Here is a 23,439-nt window from a genome sequence, read left to right as displayed (position 1 = left end):
GCCGCCTCCGTCAATTTGATCCTGAACCTGCTCGTCGGCATTTGCGCATTGATCCTCGCCTTCCCGCTTGTCTGGATCGTGATGATGTCGCTCAAGCAGCAGGCAGAGGTCATGACCTGGCCGCCGACCTTCTTGTTCTCGCCGACATTGGAAAACTTTCGCGTCTTGTTTGACGTCGCCCAAGCCGGAGCAACCAGCTACGGCACTATCAAGATCGATTTCCTGACCCCGATCACGAACAGCGTCGTCATAGCGCTTGGCTCTGTCTTCGTGTCCCTGCTCGTGGGGGTCCCTGCCGGCTACGTGCTGGCAAGGCGGGACATTCCCCTCAAAGAAGACATTGCCTTCTTCATTCTGGGCTTCCGCTTTGCCCCGGTCCTACTGGTCGTCATCCCCCTGTTCAGCGTTTTCCAGACGATTGGCCTGTATGACACCTATATCGGCATGATCTGGGTCTACCAGGTCGTCACACTGCCGATGATCGTTTGGCTGAGCCGCTCCTATATCGAAGATATCCCAAAGGACATCGAAGAGGCGGCTGCCATGGATGGCGCCAAGCCGGTCAGGGTCGTGTTGCACATCGTGCTGCCGCTTTTGAAGCCCGGTCTGATAGGGGCCTCTCTGCTCATCTTCCTGCTCGCGTGGCACAATTTTGCCCTCGGCCTGATCCTCTCTTCGACCAAGGCGCCGGTAACCGTCGCTCTGCTCAAGCTGCTAAACCCGGGCGTGCAATTCTATCCCGTCATGGCGGCAGGATTGGTCGTGACGATGATCATTCCCGTGATCCTGATCGTCATCGGCCAGCGCCACCTGGAGCGTGGCCTTACCTTTGGTGCTGTAAAATGAGTGCCAGGCCGTTGATGTTCTTCGGAACGACAAACCTCGATCTCTGCTTCAATGTCGAGCGGCTGCCAACGCCAGGTGAAAGCCTGATGGGAACGCTGACCCGTCACCCTGGAGGGAAAGGCGCCAATCAGGCTGTGGCCGCGGCTCGGCTTGGCTTGAGACCGCACTTTTACACGCGCCTTGGCGATGATGATGCGGGTCATTGGCTCCTGCAGTCCCTGACAGAGGCCGGCGTTTGCGCCGACGCGATCAAAATCGCGCCGGGCGAAGTCTCCGGCTCCGCTCTGGTCATGGTCGGTGACGACGGCACTAACATGATTGTCATAGATCCCGGCGCCAACCTAAACGTCACGCCGCAGATGATTGAGAACGCCGCGGAATTCATTCAGCACAATGCGATCGTGGTCGCCGAAATGGGTATGCCGGTCGGAGCGCTCAACAGGCTCTTCGAGCTGAAGCGGGACAAGGGCTTCGAGCTGATCTTCAATCCGGCGCCAGTGAGGTCCGGGCTTCCGTCGACAGCGTGGAGCTGTGTCGATTTCGTCACACCGAACCAGACAGAGGCTTTTGAGCTGACAGGTATCGAGGTCGACGACTTTGAAGGTGCCGCCCACGCTGCGTCCAAGCTTCTTGATCTCGGGCCAGGTGCCGCGCTGATCACCCTCGGGGCACAGGGCGCCTATTATGCTGATAAGACCCGCTCTTTTGCCCTGCGAGCCTTTCCCGTGAGAGCGGTCGATACTACCGCCGCAGGCGATGCCTTCAACGGAGCATTCGCCGCATCACTGGCCGAACGGCTGCCCTTGAGAGAAGCAGTTAGGAAAGCGCTGGCGGTAGCCGCGCTCTGTGTGACTAGACGCGGCGCGCAAAGCTCCATGCCGAGCGCCGAGACCGTTGACGAGTTTCTGAAATCCCAAACGATCCTGGAGTTGGAATGACCGAACAGTTCTCAGTTTCAAACAGAACGGTGCTCGTGACCGGTGCCGGGGGCGGCATCGGGTCTGCCATCGTGAATGCGTTTCGATCTGGTGGAGCGAATGTCCTTGCCACCGATGCCAACCTGGAAACTCTCAGGAGCACTCTGGCAAGCCTGCCCCATGGCAACGGCGTACTACCGATGGCGATGGATGTCGCAAGCGAGGACGATGTTAACAGGGTTCTGGACGCGGTCGCCAAGCACTTTGGCCGGCTCGATGTGCTGGTTAACAATGCGGGCGTCAAATCTGCCCAACCGCTCCTGAATGGCGATGCGGACAAAATCGAGCGGACCATCCAGATCAACTCGGTCGCGGTCCTGCGCTGCTCAAAGCTCGCGATCGAGCGCTTCATGAAGGACAAAGGGGGCCGGATCGTCAATATCGGATCCTCGCTATCGTCCCAAGGTGCAGTCTTTAACTACCAGGCGGGCGGCGCCGACTATTGTTTGTCGAAAGCAATTGTTCACGACCTCACCAAGCTGCTCGCCTATGAATGTGCCCCACACAAGATCAATGTGAATGCCATTGCGCCCGGGATCATCGATACACCGATGCATGGGCGCCCGCGCGAGGAAACCGAGGCACGTCACGGGGGCCGTATCCCGCTCGGACGGGTCGGCGTGCCGGAGGATATCGCAGGTCTTGCTGTTTTTCTTGCAAGTCCTGCAGCTTCCTACATGACCGGGCAGATCGTACACGTGAATGGCGGGATGCTGATGAATGGCTAGTGTCGCTTCTCCCCCCATTTGGCCGCCAGTGGACGGTATCATTTCGGATCTCGACGGCGTCGTCTACCGCGGCAACGCGGCTATCGTCGATTCCGTGGAGGCATTTGGACGGTGGCAGGCGGCCGGATTGCCCATCTGCTTCGTGACGAACAACTCGACGCACACGCCAGCGGATGTCGTCAGCAAACTGGCAGGCCTTGGGCTTGTTATTGCCCCGAAGGACGTGGTCACCAGCGCCATCACCGCCGCCGAGCTCATCCGCGCTACATACCCGGAGTTTGGGCGTATATTCGTCATCGGCGCGCCATCCCTTACGAAAGCCATGACAGAGGCGGGGCTCGAGGTGACGGATCGAAAGCCCGACGCCGTGGTCATGGGGCTCGATCGACAAATTACGCATGAGAAGCTGCGGATTGCGGTCGACGCGATCCTAAATGGAGCAGCCTTCATTGGCACCAACCCCGACCTCCTGTTGCCGACGGCAGGTGGGTTCGAGCCCGGGGCAGGAGCTACGATCGCGGCCGTGGCTGCTGCCACGAAAGTGGAGCCTTTGATCGTTGGTAAGCCGAAGCCGCATATGATCGAGACTGCACTTTCCCGCCTGGGCACGGTACGCAGCGCCACCTTGATGATCGGAGACCAGATTCAAACTGATATTCAGGCTGGCAAGAGAGCAGGGCTTCCGACCGTGCTGGTCACGACCGGCGTGCCGCCCCGAGATGATCCCTCACTGGTATCGCCCGATTTCATCGTGTCCAGCCTGTCTGAGGTTGGGATAGCCCGAGCCACCATTGGAAGCCAGCGACCGAGGAGAGCGTGATGGCCGATGTTCGCCTGGAAGGTATCAATAAGGCCTATGGGACGATCCAAATCCTGCGGAATGTCGACCTGATCATTGAACATGGCGAATTCGTCGTGTTCGTTGGACCATCGGGTTCCGGCAAGTCGACGCTGCTCCGAATGATCGGAGGGCTCGAGCGTATCAGCGGCGGGCGGCTCTTGATCGACAATGAAGTCGTCAATGACGTTGATGCCGCCGACCGAAACATCGGCATGGTGTTTCAGAGCTACGCACTCTATCCGCACATGACCGTGCGCGAGAACCTTGCCTTCCCCCTGCGTATGGCCAAAGTTCCGAAGGCCGGGATTGAGGCCAGGGTCACCGAGACTGCATCACTCTTGCAGATCGATCATCTGCTGGAACGTAAGCCTCGGCAACTTTCAGGCGGACAAAGGCAACGCGTAGCTATTGGGCGTGCCATTGTACGCGAACCCAAAGTGTTCCTGTTCGACGAGCCGCTGTCGAATCTGGATACTGAGTTGCGGGTGCAGATGCGGGTGCAGATTGCCAAGTTACACAAGCAGCTTGGCAACACCATGATCTACGTGACCCACGATCAGGTTGAGGCAATGACAATGGCCGACAAGATCGTCGTACTCAAGGACGGCAATATCGAGCAAGTGGGCAGTCCGCACGACCTCTATCACAATCCGGCATCTCGCTTTGTCGCCGGGTTCATCGGATCGCCTAAGATGAATTTTCTCAGCGGCCACATCGAATCAGCGCACGCGACGGGCATGGGCGTCAAGCTCGATGCAGGCGCGACAATCCTCGTTCCCGTCCAGCCGAACCAATCGCTTGTCGGCAAGCCGATCACGGTCGGAATTCGCCCCGATGATTTCTCTCCATCCGCGGCGGAGAAGACCGATATTGGGATCGAGATCGACGTCGATTTCGTCGAGCATCTTGGCAGCGTCACCTACATCTACGGCAATGCTGGCAGAGAATCGATGGTTGCCAAGGCACCGAACGCGGCGGCGCCCAGTAGGTCGGGCAAGGTCCGTCTTGCGGCTTCGCCGGCGGACTGCCACCTCTTCATGATGAACGGAAATGCGCTGCGACGGTTGCATGCGCCGGCAAATTGGAGCTAGCCTTCCGACCTGCCCTGCAGGAGGCGGGACGGCATGCACACGCGGGTGGACCAGGTCAAGGGCGGCGGGATCAGGCGGTTCTTCCGGAACTCTCGTTCTTTTGTACTCGGGGCGGGGATCGGATCAGGCATGGCCGCCAGAGCTGCCGAGCGGGCGGGCGCGGATTTCGTGCTTGCGCTCAATGCTGGCCGGTTTCGCGCAATGGGTGGCTCTTCACCAGCCTCAATCCTTCCGATCCGCAACAGCAATGAATTCGTGGCTGGCTTCGGCCGGACCGAGATCCTGCCTTCAACGAAATTGCCAGTCTTTTTCGGGGCCTGTACCTTCGATCCAAAGCTCGACATCGACCGCTTTCTCGAGCGCATCATCAGCTGGGGCTTTTCCGGAGTCACCAACTTTCCTTCCGTGATCCACATCGATGACTACAGAAGATCTCTGCTGGAAAAGTCCGGCCTTGGCTACGAGCGGGAAATCGAACTCCTGGTCAAAGCTGCACAACACGGCCTGATGGCAATCGGCTATACGCGCACCCAGCCCGAGGCAAGGCGCATGGTCGAAGCCGGCGTCGAGGCCATCTGCATCAATTTCAATCTCAACCGGCCGATCGAAAGCGGATGCGACCCCACGATCAGCCTGTCCGAGCTCGCCGCGCGCACAAGCGCTGTTGCTCGCGTCGCTCAATCCATCGACAGGAACACGATCTGCCTGATGGGGGGCGGGCCAATTACGAAGCCTGACGAACTCCTCGATATCTGCCGCGAAACAGGTGTTCAGGGCTTCATCGGCGGCTCGTCGCTCGACCGCGTCCCGTTGGAAATGTCGGTCCTTGAGGTGACTTCAGGCTTCAAGACCATTCACTTGTTGCGGGAGAAGGTCGATCTTCTCGAGCGTCAGCTCCAACTGAGCGGATTCAGGCACGGTGTGATCGCGCAATCCTCAATCATGAAGCGCGTGCTCGAGACCGCAAGGCGCTTGGCAGGCCATCCCAGTCCTGTGCTGGTGTGGGGCGAGGCGGGGTCAGGAAAGCGACGAATAGCCAGTCTGGTCCACGCCTTCAGCGACAAGAAACTGACCAAGCCTGCGCTGTTTCAATGTCGGCCCGGCCCAGCCATCGATACGGTCGGCGTCCTGTTCGGCGCCGGGCAGACTGAGACCAGGCGACGCCAAGTGTCGCTCCTGGAAACCGCAACGGATTCTACGATCCTGCTCATGCATGTCGATCAATTGTCCCGGGACGGGCAAGAGCGTCTTGCCGACTATCTGGAAACCGGCAGTTTCACGCCGCTGAATAGCGTAGCACTGGCACGTTCCTCTGCACGGATCATTGCAACTGCAACCGTTGCTCGCGGGGGGGCTCTTAACGCTGTACTATGCCCTCGGCTTGTTGCGCTATTTGCCGGGCTGGATATTGGGTTACCCCCGCTGCCCGATCGTCTCGAGGACCTTCCGCAACTTGTTCAGCATTTCACGGTGGAGGCTAAAGGAGATTCGAATGCCCAGACGCTCGGTATAGAAAATTCTGCGTTCTTGGCGCTCGCAGGCCACAACTGGCCGGGCAATTTGAGAGAATTACGCCAGATCGTGAATCAGCTGGTGACGTTGCAACAAACGCACATTACGGCTGATGTCCTGAGGCCACTCTTGACGGCGTCATCACCTCTGAAGCCGACAAGCGCGTTCTCCGAACGCGAGTGGATCATCGAGGGCTTGAAACGAAACAAGCTGCATCGAGGGAAGACTGCCCGGTATCTGGGGCTTTCAAGAAAAACTCTGTACAACAAGATCAAGGGGCTGAGGATCTTGGAGTAGCAGTTGCCCTCTTGTTTTTGCCCACCGGCCGCCTTGAAGCTGTCACGTCCAAGAGCGCGAACTTCGGGATCGACGACCCCTGTTGGTCAAGCCTGGCCAATTCCATCTCGTCGCAAATCCTCAGCGCGAGAGCCGTTTCCGGCAAGTAGACAATGCCATGGAGATGCGGACCAAGTCGTCTCTCTGCCGATATCATCGCAGCATCATCGGCAGCGGCGAACAAGATCTTAAACCCCAGGCTAGCAAACCATTCCATGCGCCGAAGTTCGAGCTCCTGGCCGGAATCGACCGGTTCGCCAGCCGCAGATCGCTCAATCATGGACGCTGGTGGGAAATTTACTACTCCGCTGACCCCAGCTTTTTTCAACGCTTCGGCAACGTCCTCCCAACACGCGAACGGATCGATCATCATGATGGCCGCGTACGTGTGGGCGCGCGTTATCTCGGAAACGTTTTGCAAGCCGCGCAGCAGACAGTCATTCCAATCGATAATGGGCAAGGTAGCCATCACGAGTATGGAGCCCTTCGGAAGGCTGCGCAAAGATGGTGCGTAGATTTCCAACGACGCACCTTTACGGCCGACGGGCAGAAGACTGGCAAGTTTCCCGACGCCTGTCACTTTCAACGCATTATACCCGATTTTACTCATCGTATCATTCGCCGATCTTACACGTGATTTGAACCCGGTCTACATGTGAGCGCACGCCGGATCCGCTGGCAGACCGGGCTTGTCTGCTTCCTCCCTCGACTTAAGCCGCTGTTGGAGAAGTCCAGCAGCGGCCTCTTTTTCAGGCTCCGGGCCAGTGAGGGCATGCGATGCCACCCATTCCGTCAGAAGCTTTCCGAGCAGGCGTGCTTCTTTGAACTGCGGGGGACCATCTTCGAAACACTCGCAGGAGTGTGGCTCCATCCGGTCCTTCCGCGGACATACTAATCAGATTGCAGGTAAAAGCAGGTCGGCATTCTGCGTGCGACACCCGATAAGTCTGTACGGCGCGGCGATCTCCTCCTAGTCGAAGTCCTCGATCCCGGACACAAGGACGGCGATGGAGAAGCACGCAGACTTTCTTGGTGCTCAAGATAGAACTTGTTCATCTTGGCTATGACCTGCGGAATGTTCGTCTCGAACGATCTACTGAAGCTGGTCTCTCATGTCGGCCGAGGCGCTCGCAGGCTCACGTTCGGCACTGCGTTTGACGCAGCTCTATGGCTTCATAGCGGCATTCCTGTCGCCGCACTTCTTTCCAGCCACTGACCCTGTCGTCTCGCTGCTCGCGGGACTGGCAGTATTCGGAGCAGGGTTTGCCGCACGGCCTTTAGGGGCGGCGCTGCTCGGCCCCATCGCAGATCGCATCATCCACAAAGCCGTGATGCTGATCGCTGTTTCCGCTATGGCGCTATCGTCGCTGACGATCGCAGTGCTGCCAGGCTACAAGGATCTTGGCATCACTGCCACCATCGTGCTGGTTTCCCTCCGACTGGTGCAAGGCCTCGCCGTAGGCGCCGAAGCGGGCGTTGCCAATGCGATCGCGATCGAATTGGCACCGGCAGGTCAGGAGGGACGATACCTTGGACTGGTCAATGGCACATTCATCATGGTGGGCTCGATCGGAGCCAGCTTGGTTGCTTTCCTGGTCAGCGGCGCCGTGTCCCCTGAAGTCATGCGCGATTGGGCTTGGCGCGTTCCGTTTGGAGTCGGAGGTGTTCTAGGCTTGCTCATCATCTATCTTCGGCAGACCCTTCCAGAAACCCTAATCGCTCGCGCTATGCATCGGGTCGACGAGGACTCGCGCATCCAACAAACGACTGGCGGAGTGTGGAAAGCGCTTTGGAAGGCAAGGCTGTCGCTTTTCGCCGCGATTCTGGTTGTTGGCGGCGTGAAGATCGCTAATTACACGTACAATTTCGGTTTGCCTAACATTGCCAACGGCGTATTCAAGGAAAACAGCACTTATGTGTATGGCATCGTGACGGTCATGGGCGCGATTTGGATGGTGTTCTCGCCGACAATCGGTGCCTTTGCGGATAAGGTGAAACCGTCGCGGGCGTTCGTGATGATGCGCCTGCTGCTAATCCCGTCGTTCTTTCTATCCCTGCTCTATGCCGAGAAGAGCATTCTGACCTTCTCCATCGTTATGTTGGTGGGCGGAACTCTGGTCGGCTGCAATATGGCGCTATATAACTTTATTGCCACAACGTTGATGCCCAGAAATATTCGGACCACCGGCGTCGCCCTCGGGTACGCTATTGGCGCAACGATATTCGGCGGTACCACACCATTCCTGCTGCTATGGCTCCAACGCTCTAATCTGTCCTGGGTGTTTCCATTCTATGGCACAGCCGTCGCGTTGCTTAGCATCATAGTTTATCTGATCGCGAAGAAACGAGGCGGCGTGTACGTCGGGGATTAGGCACGGCGCGGCTTCGTCTCCTACCTCTGCCTACCCCAGCGTGAACGATACCCAGCACGAAAGGCCCCGCCTTTGGACGGGGCCCTTCTCATTCAGACCGATTGCAACACGGAGAAATGGCCTGCTCTGGATCGAGCGTCATCCGCAGATTAAGGACGTTTGTGATCTATAGTCGCAATCTTCGCCTCGGCGGGCACAATGGGCAGGCTTTCGTTCCTCGTATCTACGACCAGTCGATGGTGGCCGCGGCGCCCCCGAAGTCGGCCGCGGATGGATCCTGGCGCGACGTCGAGCGCAAGCTGATCGGCGCAGGGAGAACAGCCATCAGCATCCAGCCGTTCTAGCCCCGCACTCGTATAGCTCCAGCGTCATTGAGGACCACGTAGGCCAGCCGCGTAGCGCGCCCGAGCGGCGAGCAGCATAGGCATCGGATTAACGCCAGTTCTCCGGCTGCAATCAGGATCGGCGCTGAGGCGGTCTCGGATACTGAATTCTATTCTAACCCATTAGTTTCTTCATGTTCATCTCGGGGCTTGCGAGCGCGTCTGCTGGAGGTCTAAGCCGCCTCGCGATCATGATTTCGGCGGCACGAATTTCTCTCGCTACGACACCTAGGCTCCCGAATCCGCATGCGGCCACCAGGCGCCCATCTGCTGCGAGGTAAAACAAGATCTGAGCTCTCGCACCAAAGTCTCTGATTATGGGGATTCCTCCTTCCGGAACAAGGCCCACGATTTGCAGTGTCTCGTCGTATTGATCCGACCAAAACCAAGGAACGTCCTCGTAAGGACGGTTCTCGCCCAGCATGTTCGCCGCCGCCGCCGCTCCTTGCCGCTGGGCGTTGCGCCAGGCCTCCAGCCTGATTCGCCTTTCATAGAGGCGGTGAGGAAACGAACAACAGTCACCCGCCGCGAAAACGTGCGGATCTGAAGTCGCGAGCGTCTCGTCCAGAGCGATACCGTCCTCGATTGCTAGTCCCGCCGCTTGCGCAAGGCCGACATTCGGCGTCGCTCCGACCCCAACGATCACGAGATCGGCGTCACGCGAGCGACCGTCCATTACCACTTTGGAACGGCCTTCGCTCCTATCGATGCGTTCGACGACCGCGCCTACCTCGATGCGCACGCCAGAACGTTCGTGCTTGGCTTTGATCAACTCAGCCATAGAAGCTGGCACTGCCCGCGTAAGTAGCCGCGGTCCTGCCTCGAGTACGGTCACCGAAGCACCTCTCGAGACGGCGCTCGCGGCAACCTCAAGCCCGATGAAGCCGCCTCCGATCACGATCACGTCGCATCCTTGACCAATGACATGGCGGATGCGCGTGGCGTCCTCGTACGTCCGTAGTGTCGCCACCTCGGCTCCTTCGGCGATCGGAACGATCAGTTTCCGAGGTCGGCCTCCCGTGGCCAGTAGGAGACGGTGATACGCTATCGCTGAGCCGTTTGAGAGCGCAACCATGTTGGTCACGCGATCAATTGAGACCGCTTCGCTTCCCTGAAGATACTCTATTTCCAACTCGGCAAGGCGTTGTGACGTCACAATCAGCTTGGGTCCAGGGTTCATTTTGTCGAGCAGGAGCGCCTTGGATAGAGGCGGGCGCTCATACGGCAGTATAGATTCGTTGCCTACTAAGACCAGTCTGCCCCGCCATCCACGTTCGCGCAGGGCGATGGCGGCGGCTGTGCCGGCTTCGCCCGCGCCGACAATCACTATTGTGGATTTTGCACTCAAGTGGCCACCCGATCGCCAGTTGAAGGCGGCGCATCGTTTGCCACACTCTCGAACACGTTGCGCACGAGGGATTTGAGTAAGAGAGCTTCCTTCCAGCGATCTGTGCTGTCGTTGCCTTGTCGGTCGGTAATTGCATAAGGCTGCGGACCAAGTTCGCAGACGAAAGCGAGACGAGCATCCGCACCAGCGCGCCTTTGCCAGCTCTTGAATCCATACTTCCACCAACAGAGAAACAGATCCAACCAGATTTTGTGCTGAGGGAACGTGATCTCAATTTGTATCTGCTCGCGCGATGCAACGCGGCCATGAAATGCCCAGGTGCGGTCGAGCACCTGCCGCACCTGCGCTTCGTCTTCGTCCGAGATCGGATACCAAAACTCGCGGCCCAATAGGACGTGCGAGAGATCAGCAAGCATGCGCATCTCGGGAACCTGATCCATCAACTCGAGTGTAAACAGGAGATCTGTCGTCATCCTATTGCGATGCGTCTCGAAGTAGATCGGCATGTTCGCATCTTGCGCCACCCTGATCCAGCCTTTTAGCAGCGGGACACAGTCGGCGACACGGCGCGGGCGAATGTCAGGCTGGACGTCGAGATGCACGACGTCGAGGCGCCGAGCAAGGTCAATGGCAGCTTTCAGGTGATCGATCGTCTGCGGGAAGCACATGCCCTCGACTGCAAGTCCCGAGCCGGCTAGGGCACGTGCAATCAGGGCGACGCGCGCAGGATCAGTGCACGAGGTGCTAATGCCGTCGAACCCGGCTTCTTGGATCATCGCTATGTTCTGATCGATGGAACGTTCGACCCCGTCGGGCTGGCGCCGTTCCATCGCCCAAAGGGACTGTAGTATAAGCAAGCTCTGCTTCGACATTGTCCTGCATTCCGCCCTTTGGCTCCAATTAGAGCTTGATGAAGACGGTGTCGTTCTCGACCTTCACCTCGTAACTGCGCAAGTCGACGCGTGCGGGCAAAGCACCCGACGCGCCCGTTCGGTAGTCGAAGGTCCCGAAGTGCTTGGGACACTCAATGATTCCGCCGTCGACGATGCCATCCGCTAGATGGACTTTCTCGTGGGAGCAATGGCCATCGATCGCGAAGTAGTCTCCCTCGGGAGAGCAAACAACTACAAACGTGCAGCTACCATGATCGAAGCGAAGGGTCTCTTCGGGCATCAATGCATTGGTAGCACAGGCGGCAACCCATTCTCCTTGGCTAGTCATTCCGTATCCCTCTGAATCTAAATCGCAACAATTGCACCGATGCCTTGGCAAATCCGCGACCCGCGCAAATGTCCTTGGCGGGCGGACGGGAGGCTCCCGCGCCTGCGCAGTGCTAGTAAGAAGAGAGCCGGACGGACATTCCGCAACATCAGAGCTAACTGCCGCGCGCCCACTTCTTGGCCTTTATGCGTTTGTACATCCTCTCGTCCGCTTCCGGAGAACCGTCGTGAGCTGTGCCGAACCACTCGTCGAGCGGGATGCGACGCTCACCGTAGTTCACTTCGAAATACTTGTGGTGGAGGTAGTGATAGAAGTTGTCTGTGTTGACGGCCTTCGCATCGTCTACGACCACCCGGTCGAAACCGGTGTGAGACTTCGCGGCGGACAACCCTGCGTGCATGAGCTGAAACATTGCATGTACCGGGTGGGAGGGCACGACGAAATGGATCAGCACGCCGGAAAAATAGGCGATGTGTTCAAGGGGAGACATTGACAAGCCCGACCACGGCCCCGGGTTTACGTTCTTGTGGTGTACTTTGTGTACCAAGTGGTACAGCGGCCCGATATGAATGAGCCGGTGAATCAGATAGAAGTGCAACTCGCGCCAGACCGGCATCACCAACACGAGGATGGCGCAGTACACCGGGTGCTGTCCGAAATCGACGTACGGCAGATAGCTGTTAGCGTAGAGCCACCAGGTGGCCGCCTCGTATGCGGTCCATACTGGCACCGCGCTACACATGGTCCAAAACACGTTCTCAGCCGTCTGGCTTCCGAACATAAAGGCCGTATTGTCGGTGTCGGGCCACTTTGCATTATACTTGAAGTTGGTTTCCTGGCGTCGTTGGATATAGAGGATGAAGTGAAAGCTGCCATAGACTAGGAGCGTTAGCCCAGCGTTGCGCAGCAGAATGAGCAAAATCCAGTCAGCGCGGAATTCCCGCATTGTATCAAGCGCGGGTGTCAGATAGATCCACGATACAAGCGAGATCACGAAATAGAGGGTATTCCAGGGCAAGAAGTACCCCGGCAACCAACGAATAACTTTCTTCGGTTGCACTGGCCAGACAAAAATCGGCGCGCGTTCGGGCCTCTTGTTCGGTGTCCAATTCCCGCGTTTGTCGCGCGCCCCGTATAGGATGTCATCCATATTTGCTACTCCATCAACGTTTTGAAGAGAGAGGCTCGCCTACGCGGCCAGATCCTCAGGCGCCGAGACATCATCGCGGTTATCGCCCGCACGAGACTCAGATCAAAACTCAAAAGCCCTCTTGTTTCAGCCTTGACATAAACGCGGCGAATTCGTCGTCGTCGATAATCGCGGTTTCCTGCGGCCCCGGAAACGCATTCGCACTGACGTCAGCGCGAAATGCACTGAGGGCTTTCACACGCTCTTCCTTGACACGCTCTTGCAGCGCTTGCAGGTTCCCATAGGTCCGGGCGTGCCGGGGCCGCGGCCTTCGCCACCACATATGTCCTCGGTGAAGAGAAAGATCACGTCCGCATCAGGTCCGGAGCCAAGCGAAACCGTCACCAGTCCGGTTCGCCGACGGATCTCTGCCATGACTCTGGCGGGGATAACCTCGCATTCGACTGCAAAAGCGCCGGCCTCTTCGAGGCGGCGGAAGCGGTGAAAAAGCGTCAAGGCTTCATCGGCATTCTTGCCGAAAGCGCGAAGCTTTCCGACCGAGGTCGATTTCCTTGGAACGAGTCCCAGGTGACCCACGACCGGGATATCTTCGGCTGCGAGCATAGAGACAGTCGCCATGCCGCGTGCCGTGATCACCGCATCGGCGCCGTCCGTCAGCGCCTTCAATGCGGTGCGTAGGATATCGTCCCGGGTTACGGCATCGGCAAAGCCCAGCGCCGCAGTGACGAAAAGCCGTTTCGAACCCTTGCGCACGGCCTCCACGTTACGGGCGCGGGCAACCAGCATCTGGACACCAGCTTTCTCCGCAGCTGCTGCCTCGTCCGCCGTCTCAGCGGTGACTTGAGTGTAGCGCTTGCCCGAGTCTCGGGCCGCGCACAGATCGGCTACGGTCACCGTGCGCTCAGCTTCGCGCGCGGCCCAATCGTAAATCCGCGGCATCTTGCTCACTAGCTCTCGAAGTTTTTGCCAAAGGTCCGGCGCGTCGACTCGGCGCCTGTGAAGACATTTCGGAGGGTCGCCTCGCCCCCTATCAACTGCGTGTCGTCCTGCGGTCGAGCGTTCATGTACAAAGTCGTCAAGCCGCCGGCCATCACTGTGCACATGGTTCGATATGCGGATGCCCTGCAGCGACAGCGAGACCATGCCAAACGGAGTGCGGCGGGTTTCGACACGCTGGCTGACAGCCGATCCTCACCTCGCTATTGCTTCTCTTGACGACGGAGCAGGCCAAGTCGGCATCTGGAAGCATATGGTTCAGGCTCATTCTGATTCCTTTCAAGCCGACGCGAAAATTGTACGATACATTTCTTCGACTGCTCTGCGTGTTGCCATGCCAGGAATGACCCCGAGCTTGGTGCAGACCAGGGCGCCGCAGCAAACCCCGAACCGCGCGGCTTCGATCACATCCCGTCCTTCGGCCAGAGCCACGGCGAAGCCGGAATTAAACGCGTCGCCAGCGCCAGTCGTGTCCACGACGTCGACCTCGGCGGCTGGGATGGCTGTATCGATCGTGTCGGTCACAATGAGCACGCCGCGGTCGCCAAGGGTTACGATCACATTGGCGGCGCCGCGCTTGCGCAGCATCCCCACTAGCTCGCGCGAAGGGCGCGGATCGTCCGGCCGTAGACCGAGCAGAATACGAAGTTCGCTCTCGTTCGGCGTCAGGTAATCGACTAGCGGGAAAACCTCATCAGGAAGCGGCGCGGCGGGAGCTGGATTAAGGACAGTTTTCTTGCCATGTTTTCGGCCCAGCTCCATGGCTCGCATTGCTACCTCGACCGGGGGTTCGAGCACCGCCATGACGACGTCGCTCTCCCGGATGCGGCTCTCGGCGCGATCTACATAAGCCGGATCCATAGCGTTGGTTGCGCCATAGTCCATGATGATGAAGTTCTCACCGCGCTCGTTGAGAATGATGAAGCCCACCGCCGTCGGGCTCTCAGCGATTTGCTTGACATGCGCTGTACCAACGCCCTCGGCCTTGAACAGATCGATTGCGATATCGGCGAACTTGTCGTTGCCGATGATGGCCACCAGCGAGGAGTCCGCCCCCAGCCGCGCGGTCGCAACCGCCTGGTTTGAGCCCTTTCCGCCAGGCCCCATATCGAAACTGCTGCCGAGCATTGTGACGCCGAAGACGGGAATATTCGGAGCCCGAATGGTAAGTCCCACTGCGAAGCTGCCAACGACGGTGATTTTCGGTTTACCCATCGATTCCTCCCTTGAAGGTGCTTAAAGCTCGCGCTTGTGTGGATTGCCTCCACGATATCGGCATAAGGGAAGTGCGGCGCTCAGCGTGACGGCGCTGTTCGCGGGCGCTGAGTATTGACACCAGCTCCTCCCTAAATACTCGCAGCAGCCGCCCAAGGAGACAAAACGTGCATCCAGAATGGCCCATCGGCGAGTTTGCTTATTAGTCGTTGTGAGCGAGCATAGATGTGCAGCTCGTGCGTAGAAATGGACAAAGCACGCTCTGATTTATATAAAACGCGCATGGTAAAAATACCGCAGCGCACATTTTTCCCTGAGAGCCATCAGTATGTCCTTCCTGATGTCGCCTGGACTCGGTGCGCCTTTACGGTGCTGAGGGCCGGTAAAGTCATCACTGCCCCTGACCATCACATCGCGCGAGATAGCTATCCGGGCCAGGACATTCTCTACTGCACAGCGGGTCGTGGCTTCGTATCGAGCGAGGGAAGGACATTGAGTGTTGGGCGCAATCAGTTGATGTGGATCGCCAACGAGACACCGCATGCGCACTGGCCCGACGAGAGCGATCCCTGGACCGTTCTATGGGTACGGATCGACGGACCAAACTGTGCAGCCATTCGGCGAAAGGTGTTCGGCGGTGGTGCAACCCTCGCAACAATATTGGCGCCGAACAACATCGACCGGTGGTTCGAAGAGCTGTTTGGTGTCTTGCGCTCTCGAGATGACAACGTTGATATGGCCCTCAATCACCTTGTGGCAGAACTGCTGCACCTCATAGCAGCGCCTTCACCCAAGCACGGTGAGTCTCGTCTTCCAGACCCATTGCGCGCCATCGTCTCAAAGATGCGGCAGGCTCCAGCGCGATCCTGGCATGCCGAGGAACTGGCCTCCGTCACCGGGCTCAGTGCCGCGCAAACGCGGCGGCTATTCCAAAGGTATCTACAGATCAGTCCGCGGCGCTGGCTGATCCGAGAGCGCATTTTGATGGCGCAAAAGTTACTTTTGGAAACTGACGCGGGGCTCGATGCTATCGCCGAACGCTGCGGTTTCTGCGACGTCTATCACTTCAGTCGTGAATTTAAGCGCAGCACTGGCACGGCCCCCCATACTTGGCGGCGCGCCGAAGGGAACTGAATCGATACGTCGCAGCCTTCAACGTTTGGCCATTAAATGTTTGGGGCACATCTCCAAGATGAAGTAGCTGGATGTTTCCCTGCGGAAACTCGCTGCTAATGCAGCGCGTTACTCTGTCAGATCGCTGCCACATTGCAACTCCAAGCTGATGATGCTGGTTTGCTTGAATCGCCGCGCATCTTCGGAACATCCGACGTGGACCGCGACAGGAAGTGGCAAGGTGTGCGGGGTCGGCAGGGGCTCCACACCGCCAAACGCATTCAGCACCGGAGTCGTTTTACCCAATATTACCCAGATCACGTTGCGCGCCCACTTCGGGCGAATGCACTTGCTCCGCAGTATGTGGCGAGTAAGTGGCCATCGTAGAATAATCGATGGGCGGCACGTCCAAATGCCGGGATGAAATTTCTTAGGAGAGCCTCATGTCAGTCGCCCTTCCCACGCCAACCCAGCTTCGTAGCATCGCCGAACAGTGTGGTCTCTCACTGACCGATGAGGACGTTGCCTCGTTCCGAGGCCTGATGCAGGGCTCACTCGAAGCGTACAATCTCGTCGCTGCAATGCCCGACGAATTGCCGGTCGTCAAATATCCACGCACTCCGGGCTATCGGCCGTCACCGGAGGAGAACCCGCGCAACGCCTGGTACCGCAAGTCGACGGTGAAGGGCGCGGCGAGCGGCAAGCTCAAGGGCAAGACGGTGGCCCTGAAGGACAACATCATGCTGGCCGGGGTGCCCATGATGAATGGCTCGGCCACCCTCGAAGGCTACGTACCCGACTTCGACGCCACCATTGTTACGCGCATGCTCGATGCTGGTGCCGAGATTGCCGGCAAGGTTCACTGCGAGGCCTTCTGTCTCTCGGGTGGCAGCCACACCAATGCGACCGGTCCGGTGCATAATCCACACAGGATGGGCTATTCGGCCGGCGGTTCTTCCTCGGGAAGCGGGGTTGTGGTCGCGCTCGGCGAGGTCGACATGGCGATCGGGGGCGACCAAGGCGGCTCGATCCGCATGCCATCCTCGTTCTGCGGCACATACGGTATGAAGCCGACCTGGGGTCTCGTTCCCTACACGGGCATCATGCCGATCGAGGTCTTTATTGATCACACCGGACCGATCACGGCAACAGTGGCCGATAACGCGCTGCTGCTCGAGGTGATCGCCGGTGACGACGGCTACGATTCGCGCATCAAGGCACCAAAGGTTGACGAATACACCAAGGCCTTGGGTGCAGGCATCAAAGGGATGAAGATTGGCATCCTTAAGGAAGGTTTCGAGCAGCCGTCCGCGGAGGCTGCGGTCAATGAAAGCGTACGCGAGGCAGCCAAGCGCTTTAAAGATCTCGGTGCGACTGTTGAGACCGTCTCCATTCCGATGCATCTCCTCGGGGCGGCGATCTGGACCCCGATCGGAACCGAGGGCGCCGTCCAGACCATGATGTTCGGCGACGGCTATGGTCTCAGCCGAGGCGATCTGTACCCGACCTCCCTGATGGATTTCCATCGCGGGTGGCGGCGGCAGGCAGACTCGTTGTCCGAGACGAACAAGCTGTTCCTGTTGCTCGGCACGTACATCAACCAGACTTTTGGTTCCAGGTTTTACGGCAAGGCCGTCAATATTTCTCGCCGCCTCGCTGCAACATACGACAAGGCTCTGGAGACCTATGACCTTCTACTCATGCCGACGACGCCGATGAAGGCAACGCCGCTGCCGCCTGCCGGCGCCAGTCGCGAAGACTATTTCACGCGCGCCATCGAGATGTTCACCAATACCGCGCCATTCGACATTACGCATCATCCAGCCATGTCACTGCCCTGCGGAATGGTCGACGGCCTACCAGTGGGCCTGATGCTGGTCGGTCGTTACTTCGAGGAATCCACCGTCTACCGCGCCGCCCATGCTTTCGAACAGATGGGCGACTGGAAGAAGATGTGAGACGGGCTGCGATGGCGTCCGGGTGGATCGCAACATATGACTAACGCATTCATGGCGGCATTCGACATTCTGAGCTTCGGCGCGATCATGGTCCTGATCGTACTGGGCCTCGGAGTCATAGCGAGCATGATGGGCATCTTCAATTTTGCCCAAGGCGAGTTCGTGTTGCTCGGTGCCTATATTACGTATCTCGCCTATAGCCATGGTCTCCCCGTTTGGGTCGGTATGGCGGCCGCACCGATCCTCGTCGGATTGCTGGGTTTTGTACTCGAAGCACTCATTATCCGCCGCTTCTATGCGGCACCGATCGTGGCGATGCTCGGCACCTATGCCCTCGGTCTTATCATCCGAGAAACGGTGCGGGGCCTGATTGGCGGCTTCTATCTGACGGTTCCGGAGCCGATTGGCGGATCTATCGCTATCGCCACGATGCACATCTCGGCCTGGCGCTTCGCGATACTCGTGATCACGGGTTTGGTGATGGGGGCCTGCTATCTGCTCCTGTCGCGCACAAGCTTCGGCCTGCGCGTTCGGGCGACGCTGGAAAATCCAGCGCTGGCGCGCGCCTCTGGCGTTTCGACGACGTTCATCTATGGCGCCACCTTTGCTTTCGGCGCAGCGTTAGCGGGGCTCGCCGGTGCGCTTATCGTGCCGGTTTTCGATCTATTTGCCGATCTCGGAATTCGTTTTCTGATCCAGGGATTTGTTGCCGTCATGGTCGGTGGCGTCGGCTCCTTCATCGGACCGGTGGCAGGGGCTGGCGTAATCGGCGCTCTTACCGCGGCGCTACCTTGGGCAGTGGCACCGGTAGTCGCCGACGTGCTCGTCTTCGTGCTTGCCATCTGTTTCATCAAGTTCCGCCCGCAAGGCCTCATCGCGCAAAGGGGAGTGTAGTCATATGATTGCTGATCGCGTCCAACTCACACGTCGTCGTTTCCTTTCGAACTTCGCTTTCACGGCTGGTGCGATCGCCACAGGAGCCAGCAGTTGGGTGATCCGCCCCGACTGGGCCAATGCGGCCGAAGGCCCCATCAAGGTCGGCATCGCGATCGATCTCACCGGCCCAATCGGCTTTGCCGGAAAGGCGGATGCCAACGTCGCCAGAATGGTGATCAAGGAAATCAACAATTCCGGCGGACTTTTGGGCCGACCGCTCGAGCTTTATATCGAAGACACCGCCTCTAATGAATCGGTGGCGGTGGGCAATGTGCGCAAGCTGATCCAGCGCGACAAGGTGGACATGGTCCTCGGCGGCCTCGCGAGCTCGATGCGCAACGCGATCAAGGATGTAATCGTATCACGGGGCAAGACGCTCTATATTTATCCACAATTCTATGAAGGTCAGGAATGCACACCATACCTGTTCTGCACCGGCGCCACGCCGGCGCAGCAATGCGACACATTTATCCCTTGGCTGATCAAAAACGGCGGCAAGAGGTTTGCCCTTCCAGGTTCTAACTATATCTGGCCGCGTAATCTTAATGCATACGCCCGTAAGTTGATTGACGCAAATGGCGGCGAGGTCGTGTTCGAGGAGTATTATCCTCTCGACCAGGTCGATTTCTCCGCTACTGTCCACGGGATTATCTCTAACAAGGTCGACACTGTCTTCAACACTGTCATTCCACCCGGTGTCGGCCCCTTATTCAAGCAGCTCTATGAAGCGGGCTATCTCAAGAACGGCGGACGGCTTGCTGCCGTGAATGAGGATGAGAATTATCTTAGCCTCCATCCGGTCAATGAGATGGAAGGGCTTGCGAGTTGCCTCGACTATTACAAAGCAGTCGCCAAAGATGATCCCGTCTCCGCCAGAATTCAGGCGGCCTATGAAAAGGACTATCCTGGAGATTCCCTGTTTGCCGCGAGCAGTGCCGCGCCCAGCACCTATCGCGGTCTGAAACTTTGGGAGGCCGCGGTCAAGGAAGCCGGGAAGGTCGATCGCGAGTCGGTTGCTGCAACGCTCGATCACGCCAAGATCGCGGAAGGTCCGGGCGGTCCCGCCGAGATGGTGCCGGGCAAGCGGCACTGTAAGATGAACATGTACACGGCGGTGTGCAAAAGCGGGAAGTTTGAAATCGTGGAACGTAGCAATGGGCTTGTTGATCCCAGGGAATGCTGACGAGTCGCGGCGGAAGCGATGAGCGCGGTAGAGAGGCCATCGGTGCCCACATTAGAAGTGAACTGTGCGACGGCTGAAATGGCGGAAACCGCCTTTGCAGGGCAAGTTGGCCCTGCGCGACGGGTCCTGCTCATCATCGAAGGGCTAGTGCTGATTGGAGCACTAGTCCTCCCGGTGATGCTGCACGACTATCTTACGGTGTTTGCGACTCGCGTCGTGATCCTGGCGATCTTCGCTCTCTCGTTCGATCTGGTGTGGGGGTATGCCGGGATCATGAGTTTCGGGCAGGCCCTCTTCTTCGGCTCGGCAGGCTATGGCGTCGCGCTGCTTGCACGCGATCTCGACATCACCTCAATCCTTTTAGTGCTGCCGGCGGGCACACTAATCGGCCTCGTCTTCGCGCTGCTGCTCGGTGGTTTCCTCCTACTCGGCCGGCATCCAGCCAGCGTGATCTTCGTTTCGCTCGGTACGCTCACCGGCGCCTATGCCGCCGATCGTCTCGCGCGAGGCTGGTACTATCTTGGCGGCCAGAACGGCATTCCCTCGATTCCGCCGATGACGCTCGGCTCCTACGAACTCTCGGAAGGGCCGATCTTTTACTATCTCGCACTGGGGCTTCTCGTCATTGTCTACTTAGCATGCCGCTTCCTGGTGCGCTCGCAGTTCGGTCTCGCGCTCGCTGGCCTCCGCGAGAACGAGCAGCGCATCGCTTTCTTCGGCTATAAGACACAGCATCTGAAGGCCATAGTGTTCGCGATCAGCGGCGCCATCGCAGGCCTGGCCGGCAGCCTCTATGCCTTCCACGAGGGTTTTGTGTGGCCCAACATGATCGGCGTTGTGGTCTCCACGCAGGTCGTGCTCTACGTGCTGTTCGGCGGCTCCGGCACGCTGATAGGCGCGGTGATCGGTACGGCCATCGTCGAAGGCCTCTCTTTCTGGCTGTCGGACAATTACCGCGACATCTGGCCGATCATTCTGGGCCTGCTCCTGCTACTCGTGATCCTTTTCCGGCCGCTCGGGCTTATCAGCATAGTGTTGACGGAGCGCGAGCGCGTGGGTGGCTTCGCCGCGAAAGGGCAAAGCAAGAAGAGGGCGCAGCATCATGCCGCTTCTTGAAGCCGCAGGCATTAGAAAGATCTTTGGCAAGCTTACGGCACTCGATGGCGCGGCTCTCACGGTCGGCGAGAACGAGTTCCACGGTTTGATCGGGCCAAACGGTTCGGGCAAAAGCACGCTGATGAAGTGCATTGCCGGGGCGGAAGTGCCGACGAAAGGCAAGGTCAGCTTCATCAACACTGACATCACCGCATTCACGCCCACCGAGCGCGCTCGGGCTGGCATGAGCCTGAAGTTCCAAATCACATCGGTGCTGCCAACCCTCACCCTCTACGACAATATCTTGCTCGCGCTGCAGGGGCACTGCTCGCTTCTTGATCTTGTGTTCTCGCGCAGCCGCAGACAGTTGCACGACCAAGTCATGATGATGCTCACCCAGTTTCGTCTTGCCGATCGCGCGTTTGATGCCGCAGCAGCGCTTTCTCATGGTCAGCAACAATGGCTGGAGATTGCGATGGCGCTCGCGGGCAAGCCCCGGCTCCTGCTTTTGGACGAGCCCACCGGGGGCATGAGTCTGGAGGAGCGCCGCGTCACCGGCGAACTCTTGCGACCAATCAAAGAGCATTGCTCTCTCGTTATCGTAGAGCACGATCTCGATTTCATCCGCGATATCTGCGACCGCCTCACCGTCCTCGACCAAGGCAAGGTGCTTGCGACAGGAAGCGTCGCGGAGATCCAGGCCAACAAACGTGTCCAGGAGATCTACTTACGCCGTGCTTAAACAACAGCTCCTCGACATAAGGCATCTCGACGCGGGTTATGGCCGCAGCCAGGTGCTGTTTGACATTACCCTCGGCATTCCTAGGCGCGGCGGTGTCGCCGTGCTTGGCCGGAATGGTGCAGGCAAGACCACGCTGATGAAGGCCATCGTCGGCGAGCTACCAAGCTGGAGAGGCGAGGTTTTCTTTGATGGCCACGATTTCAATCGCCTCCGGACCGAGCAGCGTGTGCGCGCCGGTATCGGCTATGTGCCGCAAGAGCACTCGGTGTTCGCACGCCTCTCGGTACGTGATAATCTCGCAGTGGGATCGCTCTCCAACACCGACGCTTCGGCGATTGATCGGGTCCTGACGATCTTTCCCAAGCTCGGCCACCGCTTGGATCAGGCAGCCGGCACTCTTTCGGGCGGCGAGCGTAAGATGCTAGCGATCGGACGTGCGCTACTGGGAAGCCCAAAGCTGCTGCTGCTGGATGAGCCGACCGAGGGAGTTTGGATCGGCGTGATCGAGGAGATCACTGAACGCCTGACTGCGCTCACCAAGGAGATCGCGGTGGTCATCGTCGAGCAGCACCTGGATCTCGCTTTGCGCGTGGCGAGCCACGCGTACGTACTCGATCGCGGCCGCATCGCGCTGCACGGCGCGGCAGGCGATGTCCGCGGCAATCCGGAACTTCTGCGGTACCTCGCACCTTAGTTTTTAGCGCCAGTCCGAGATAGTTAACTCACTCGCTAAGTGAGCTTGGCGGAGCAGGCGAGGGTTCGCCATAGCAGTCCGGCGATCAGGCCGCTCAAGCGTTGTCTGAGTCAGCGAGGATGCGGCGGCATGTTGTGGCCAACGGCTGAGAGGATGACATTTGCGGCATCGTCGGCGCTGCACTTGAGGTACGTGGCCGAGGTCACCTTCGGCTTTTGTGTGTCCGATCATGGCTCGATGGGGAAGCGGCGGCGCAGCTCTCGCCTAATGACACCGAAGACGCCGCGCTTCTCCCGGAAATGGAGACGCGAAGGTGAATTTTGTGCGTCGTGACCGCAGTGCCCCTGCTAGGCCCGCTCAATCGCACAGCCACAGAGTGTCTCGGCGCAGTCGATGACGTCCCGCAAACGTTTGACCTTCGCAAGGGGGCGGGCATTGCGCCGGCGTGCACCACGAATAGGCCACCACGGGCCCGGCGGTTTGTTGCTGAGGACGGAGGTCCTCACGTCCAATTCGTAAGGCGCGGCGGCCTTTGCCGAATGCACTCCGGCTCCGGGGCATGGGTTGCGCTTGCAGGGGCGCCAGGATTGCTTGGTCGAGCCCACAGACACGCTACATCAAGTTCCAGAAGGACGCGCTTTTGAGAAAAGCTGAGGGGAGGCCGGCAGTCTTCCTATAAGCCGCCGTTTCAGGGCATCTACC

Annotated in this window: 23 protein-coding genes and 1 pseudogene; 15 read left to right on the top strand and 9 right to left on the bottom strand. The window is 58.7% G+C overall.

Annotated features, from left to right (window positions below; genetic code table 11):
- Positions 1-15 precede the first annotated feature (15 nt).
- The 6 genes from IVB27_RS34170 to IVB27_RS34145 are packed head-to-tail and all read left to right on the top strand — an operon-like array spanning position 16 to position 6,292.
- Complete coding sequence (locus IVB27_RS34170; protein WP_247360773.1) at positions 16-846, top strand: carbohydrate ABC transporter permease; 831 nt, start codon at positions 16-18, stop codon at positions 844-846.
- Positions 843-1,784, top strand: coding sequence for a ribokinase (locus IVB27_RS34165; RefSeq protein WP_018457748.1), 942 nt, complete (start codon positions 843-845; stop codon positions 1,782-1,784). The genes IVB27_RS34170 and IVB27_RS34165 overlap by 4 nt, the downstream gene beginning before the upstream one ends.
- Positions 1,781-2,551 (top strand): SDR family NAD(P)-dependent oxidoreductase, encoded by a 771-nt coding sequence (locus IVB27_RS34160; RefSeq protein WP_026233437.1) that lies wholly within the window; start codon positions 1,781-1,783, stop codon positions 2,549-2,551. Before IVB27_RS34165 ends, IVB27_RS34160 begins: the two co-directional genes overlap by 4 nt.
- Positions 2,544-3,371, top strand: a complete 828-nt coding sequence (locus IVB27_RS34155; RefSeq protein WP_247447161.1) for an HAD-IIA family hydrolase — start codon at positions 2,544-2,546, stop codon at positions 3,369-3,371. The genes IVB27_RS34160 and IVB27_RS34155 overlap by 8 nt, the downstream gene beginning before the upstream one ends.
- On the top strand, positions 3,371-4,483 hold the full coding sequence (locus IVB27_RS34150; RefSeq protein ID WP_018457745.1) for an ABC transporter ATP-binding protein: 1,113 nt from the start codon (positions 3,371-3,373) through the stop codon (positions 4,481-4,483). The genes IVB27_RS34155 and IVB27_RS34150 overlap by 1 nt, the downstream gene beginning before the upstream one ends.
- A 33-nt stretch (positions 4,484-4,516) precedes the next feature.
- The gene (locus IVB27_RS34145) at positions 4,517-6,292 is read left to right on the top strand and encodes a phosphoenolpyruvate hydrolase family protein (RefSeq protein WP_018457744.1); all 1,776 of its coding nucleotides are present in this window, start codon (positions 4,517-4,519) and stop codon (positions 6,290-6,292) included.
- On the opposite strand, the gene IVB27_RS34140 is transcribed toward IVB27_RS34145, so the two are convergent.
- Positions 6,267-6,941: a hypothetical protein gene (locus tag IVB27_RS34140; protein WP_247447160.1), complete on the bottom strand. Its 675-nt coding sequence runs from the start codon at positions 6,939-6,941 to the stop codon at positions 6,267-6,269. The genes IVB27_RS34145 and IVB27_RS34140 overlap by 26 nt on opposite strands.
- A gap of 502 nt (positions 6,942-7,443) precedes the next feature.
- Between IVB27_RS34140 and IVB27_RS34135 the strand changes: the two genes are divergently transcribed.
- Complete coding sequence (locus IVB27_RS34135) at positions 7,444-8,703, top strand: MFS transporter (protein WP_247447159.1); 1,260 nt, start codon at positions 7,444-7,446, stop codon at positions 8,701-8,703.
- A 161-nt stretch (positions 8,704-8,864) separates the two neighbouring features.
- Positions 8,865-9,047 (top strand): hypothetical protein, encoded by a 183-nt coding sequence (locus IVB27_RS34130; protein WP_247447158.1) that lies wholly within the window; start codon positions 8,865-8,867, stop codon positions 9,045-9,047.
- Between the two features lie 154 nt (positions 9,048-9,201).
- Here the strand turns inward: IVB27_RS34130 and IVB27_RS34125 are convergent, their stop codons facing one another.
- The 7 genes from IVB27_RS34125 to IVB27_RS34100 form a co-directional block, all read right to left on the bottom strand.
- Positions 9,202-10,434, bottom strand: a complete 1,233-nt coding sequence (locus IVB27_RS34125; protein ID WP_247447157.1) for an NAD(P)/FAD-dependent oxidoreductase — start codon at positions 10,432-10,434, stop codon at positions 9,202-9,204.
- A complete protein-coding gene (locus IVB27_RS34120; protein WP_247447156.1) occupies positions 10,431-11,306 on the bottom strand; it encodes a sugar phosphate isomerase/epimerase family protein in 876 nt (291 codons plus the stop codon). Before IVB27_RS34120 ends, IVB27_RS34125 begins: the two co-directional genes overlap by 4 nt.
- A 28-nt stretch (positions 11,307-11,334) precedes the next feature.
- A complete protein-coding gene (locus IVB27_RS34115; protein ID WP_247447155.1) occupies positions 11,335-11,655 on the bottom strand; it encodes a non-heme iron oxygenase ferredoxin subunit in 321 nt (106 codons plus the stop codon).
- A 154-nt stretch (positions 11,656-11,809) separates the two neighbouring features.
- On the bottom strand, positions 11,810-12,805 hold the full coding sequence (locus IVB27_RS34110) for a sterol desaturase family protein (RefSeq protein ID WP_018457737.1): 996 nt from the start codon (positions 12,803-12,805) through the stop codon (positions 11,810-11,812).
- A 109-nt stretch (positions 12,806-12,914) separates the two neighbouring features.
- Positions 12,915-13,043 carry a hypothetical protein gene (locus IVB27_RS43060; RefSeq protein ID WP_256468487.1) on the bottom strand — a complete coding sequence of 43 codons (129 nt, stop codon included), beginning with the start codon at positions 13,041-13,043 and terminating at the stop codon, positions 12,915-12,917.
- Positions 13,040-13,744, bottom strand: a complete 705-nt coding sequence (locus tag IVB27_RS34105) for a 3-methyl-2-oxobutanoate hydroxymethyltransferase (RefSeq protein WP_247447213.1) — start codon at positions 13,742-13,744, stop codon at positions 13,040-13,042. Before IVB27_RS34105 ends, IVB27_RS43060 begins: the two co-directional genes overlap by 4 nt.
- Before the next feature lie 336 nt (positions 13,745-14,080).
- Positions 14,081-15,016: a ribokinase gene (locus IVB27_RS34100; protein ID WP_247447154.1), complete on the bottom strand. Its 936-nt coding sequence runs from the start codon at positions 15,014-15,016 to the stop codon at positions 14,081-14,083.
- 246 nt (positions 15,017-15,262) lie between these two features.
- Between IVB27_RS34100 and IVB27_RS34095 the strand changes: the two genes are divergently transcribed.
- The 7 genes from IVB27_RS34095 (at position 15,263) to IVB27_RS34065 (ending at position 22,737) form a co-directional block, all read left to right on the top strand.
- Positions 15,263-16,150, top strand: a complete 888-nt coding sequence (locus tag IVB27_RS34095) for a helix-turn-helix domain-containing protein (protein WP_026233435.1) — start codon at positions 15,263-15,265, stop codon at positions 16,148-16,150.
- Between the two features lie 422 nt (positions 16,151-16,572).
- Positions 16,573-18,087: an amidase gene (locus IVB27_RS34090; protein WP_018457733.1), complete on the top strand. Its 1,515-nt coding sequence runs from the start codon at positions 16,573-16,575 to the stop codon at positions 18,085-18,087.
- A 36-nt stretch (positions 18,088-18,123) separates the two neighbouring features.
- Positions 18,124-18,981, top strand: coding sequence for a branched-chain amino acid ABC transporter permease (locus tag IVB27_RS34085; RefSeq protein WP_026233434.1), 858 nt, complete (start codon positions 18,124-18,126; stop codon positions 18,979-18,981).
- A gap of 7 nt (positions 18,982-18,988) precedes the next feature.
- Positions 18,989-20,206: a substrate-binding protein gene (locus IVB27_RS34080; protein WP_524536531.1), complete on the top strand. Its 1,218-nt coding sequence runs from the start codon at positions 18,989-18,991 to the stop codon at positions 20,204-20,206.
- 78 nt (positions 20,207-20,284) lie between these two features.
- Positions 20,285-21,322, top strand: coding sequence for a branched-chain amino acid ABC transporter permease (locus IVB27_RS34075; protein ID WP_247396732.1), 1,038 nt, complete (start codon positions 20,285-20,287; stop codon positions 21,320-21,322).
- Entirely contained in the window at positions 21,309-22,043 is a 735-nt protein-coding gene (locus IVB27_RS34070; protein WP_247447152.1) for an ABC transporter ATP-binding protein, read from the top strand. The genes IVB27_RS34075 and IVB27_RS34070 overlap by 14 nt, the downstream gene beginning before the upstream one ends.
- Positions 22,036-22,737 carry an ABC transporter ATP-binding protein gene (locus tag IVB27_RS34065; protein WP_247447151.1) on the top strand — a complete coding sequence of 234 codons (702 nt, stop codon included), beginning with the start codon at positions 22,036-22,038 and terminating at the stop codon, positions 22,735-22,737. Before IVB27_RS34070 ends, IVB27_RS34065 begins: the two co-directional genes overlap by 8 nt.
- 35 nt (positions 22,738-22,772) lie before the next feature.
- Here IVB27_RS34065 and IVB27_RS34060 read toward each other — a convergent pair.
- Positions 22,773-23,299 (bottom strand): annotated as a pseudogene (locus IVB27_RS34060) (transposase family protein); the annotation flags it as partial.
- Between the last annotated feature and the right edge of the window lie 140 nt (positions 23,300-23,439).

It is taken from the genome of Bradyrhizobium sp. 197 (genome assembly GCF_023073375.1).
GTDB lineage: Bacteria > Pseudomonadota > Alphaproteobacteria > Rhizobiales > Xanthobacteraceae > Bradyrhizobium.
This window is presented reverse-complemented; position numbering and strand designations above follow the sequence as displayed.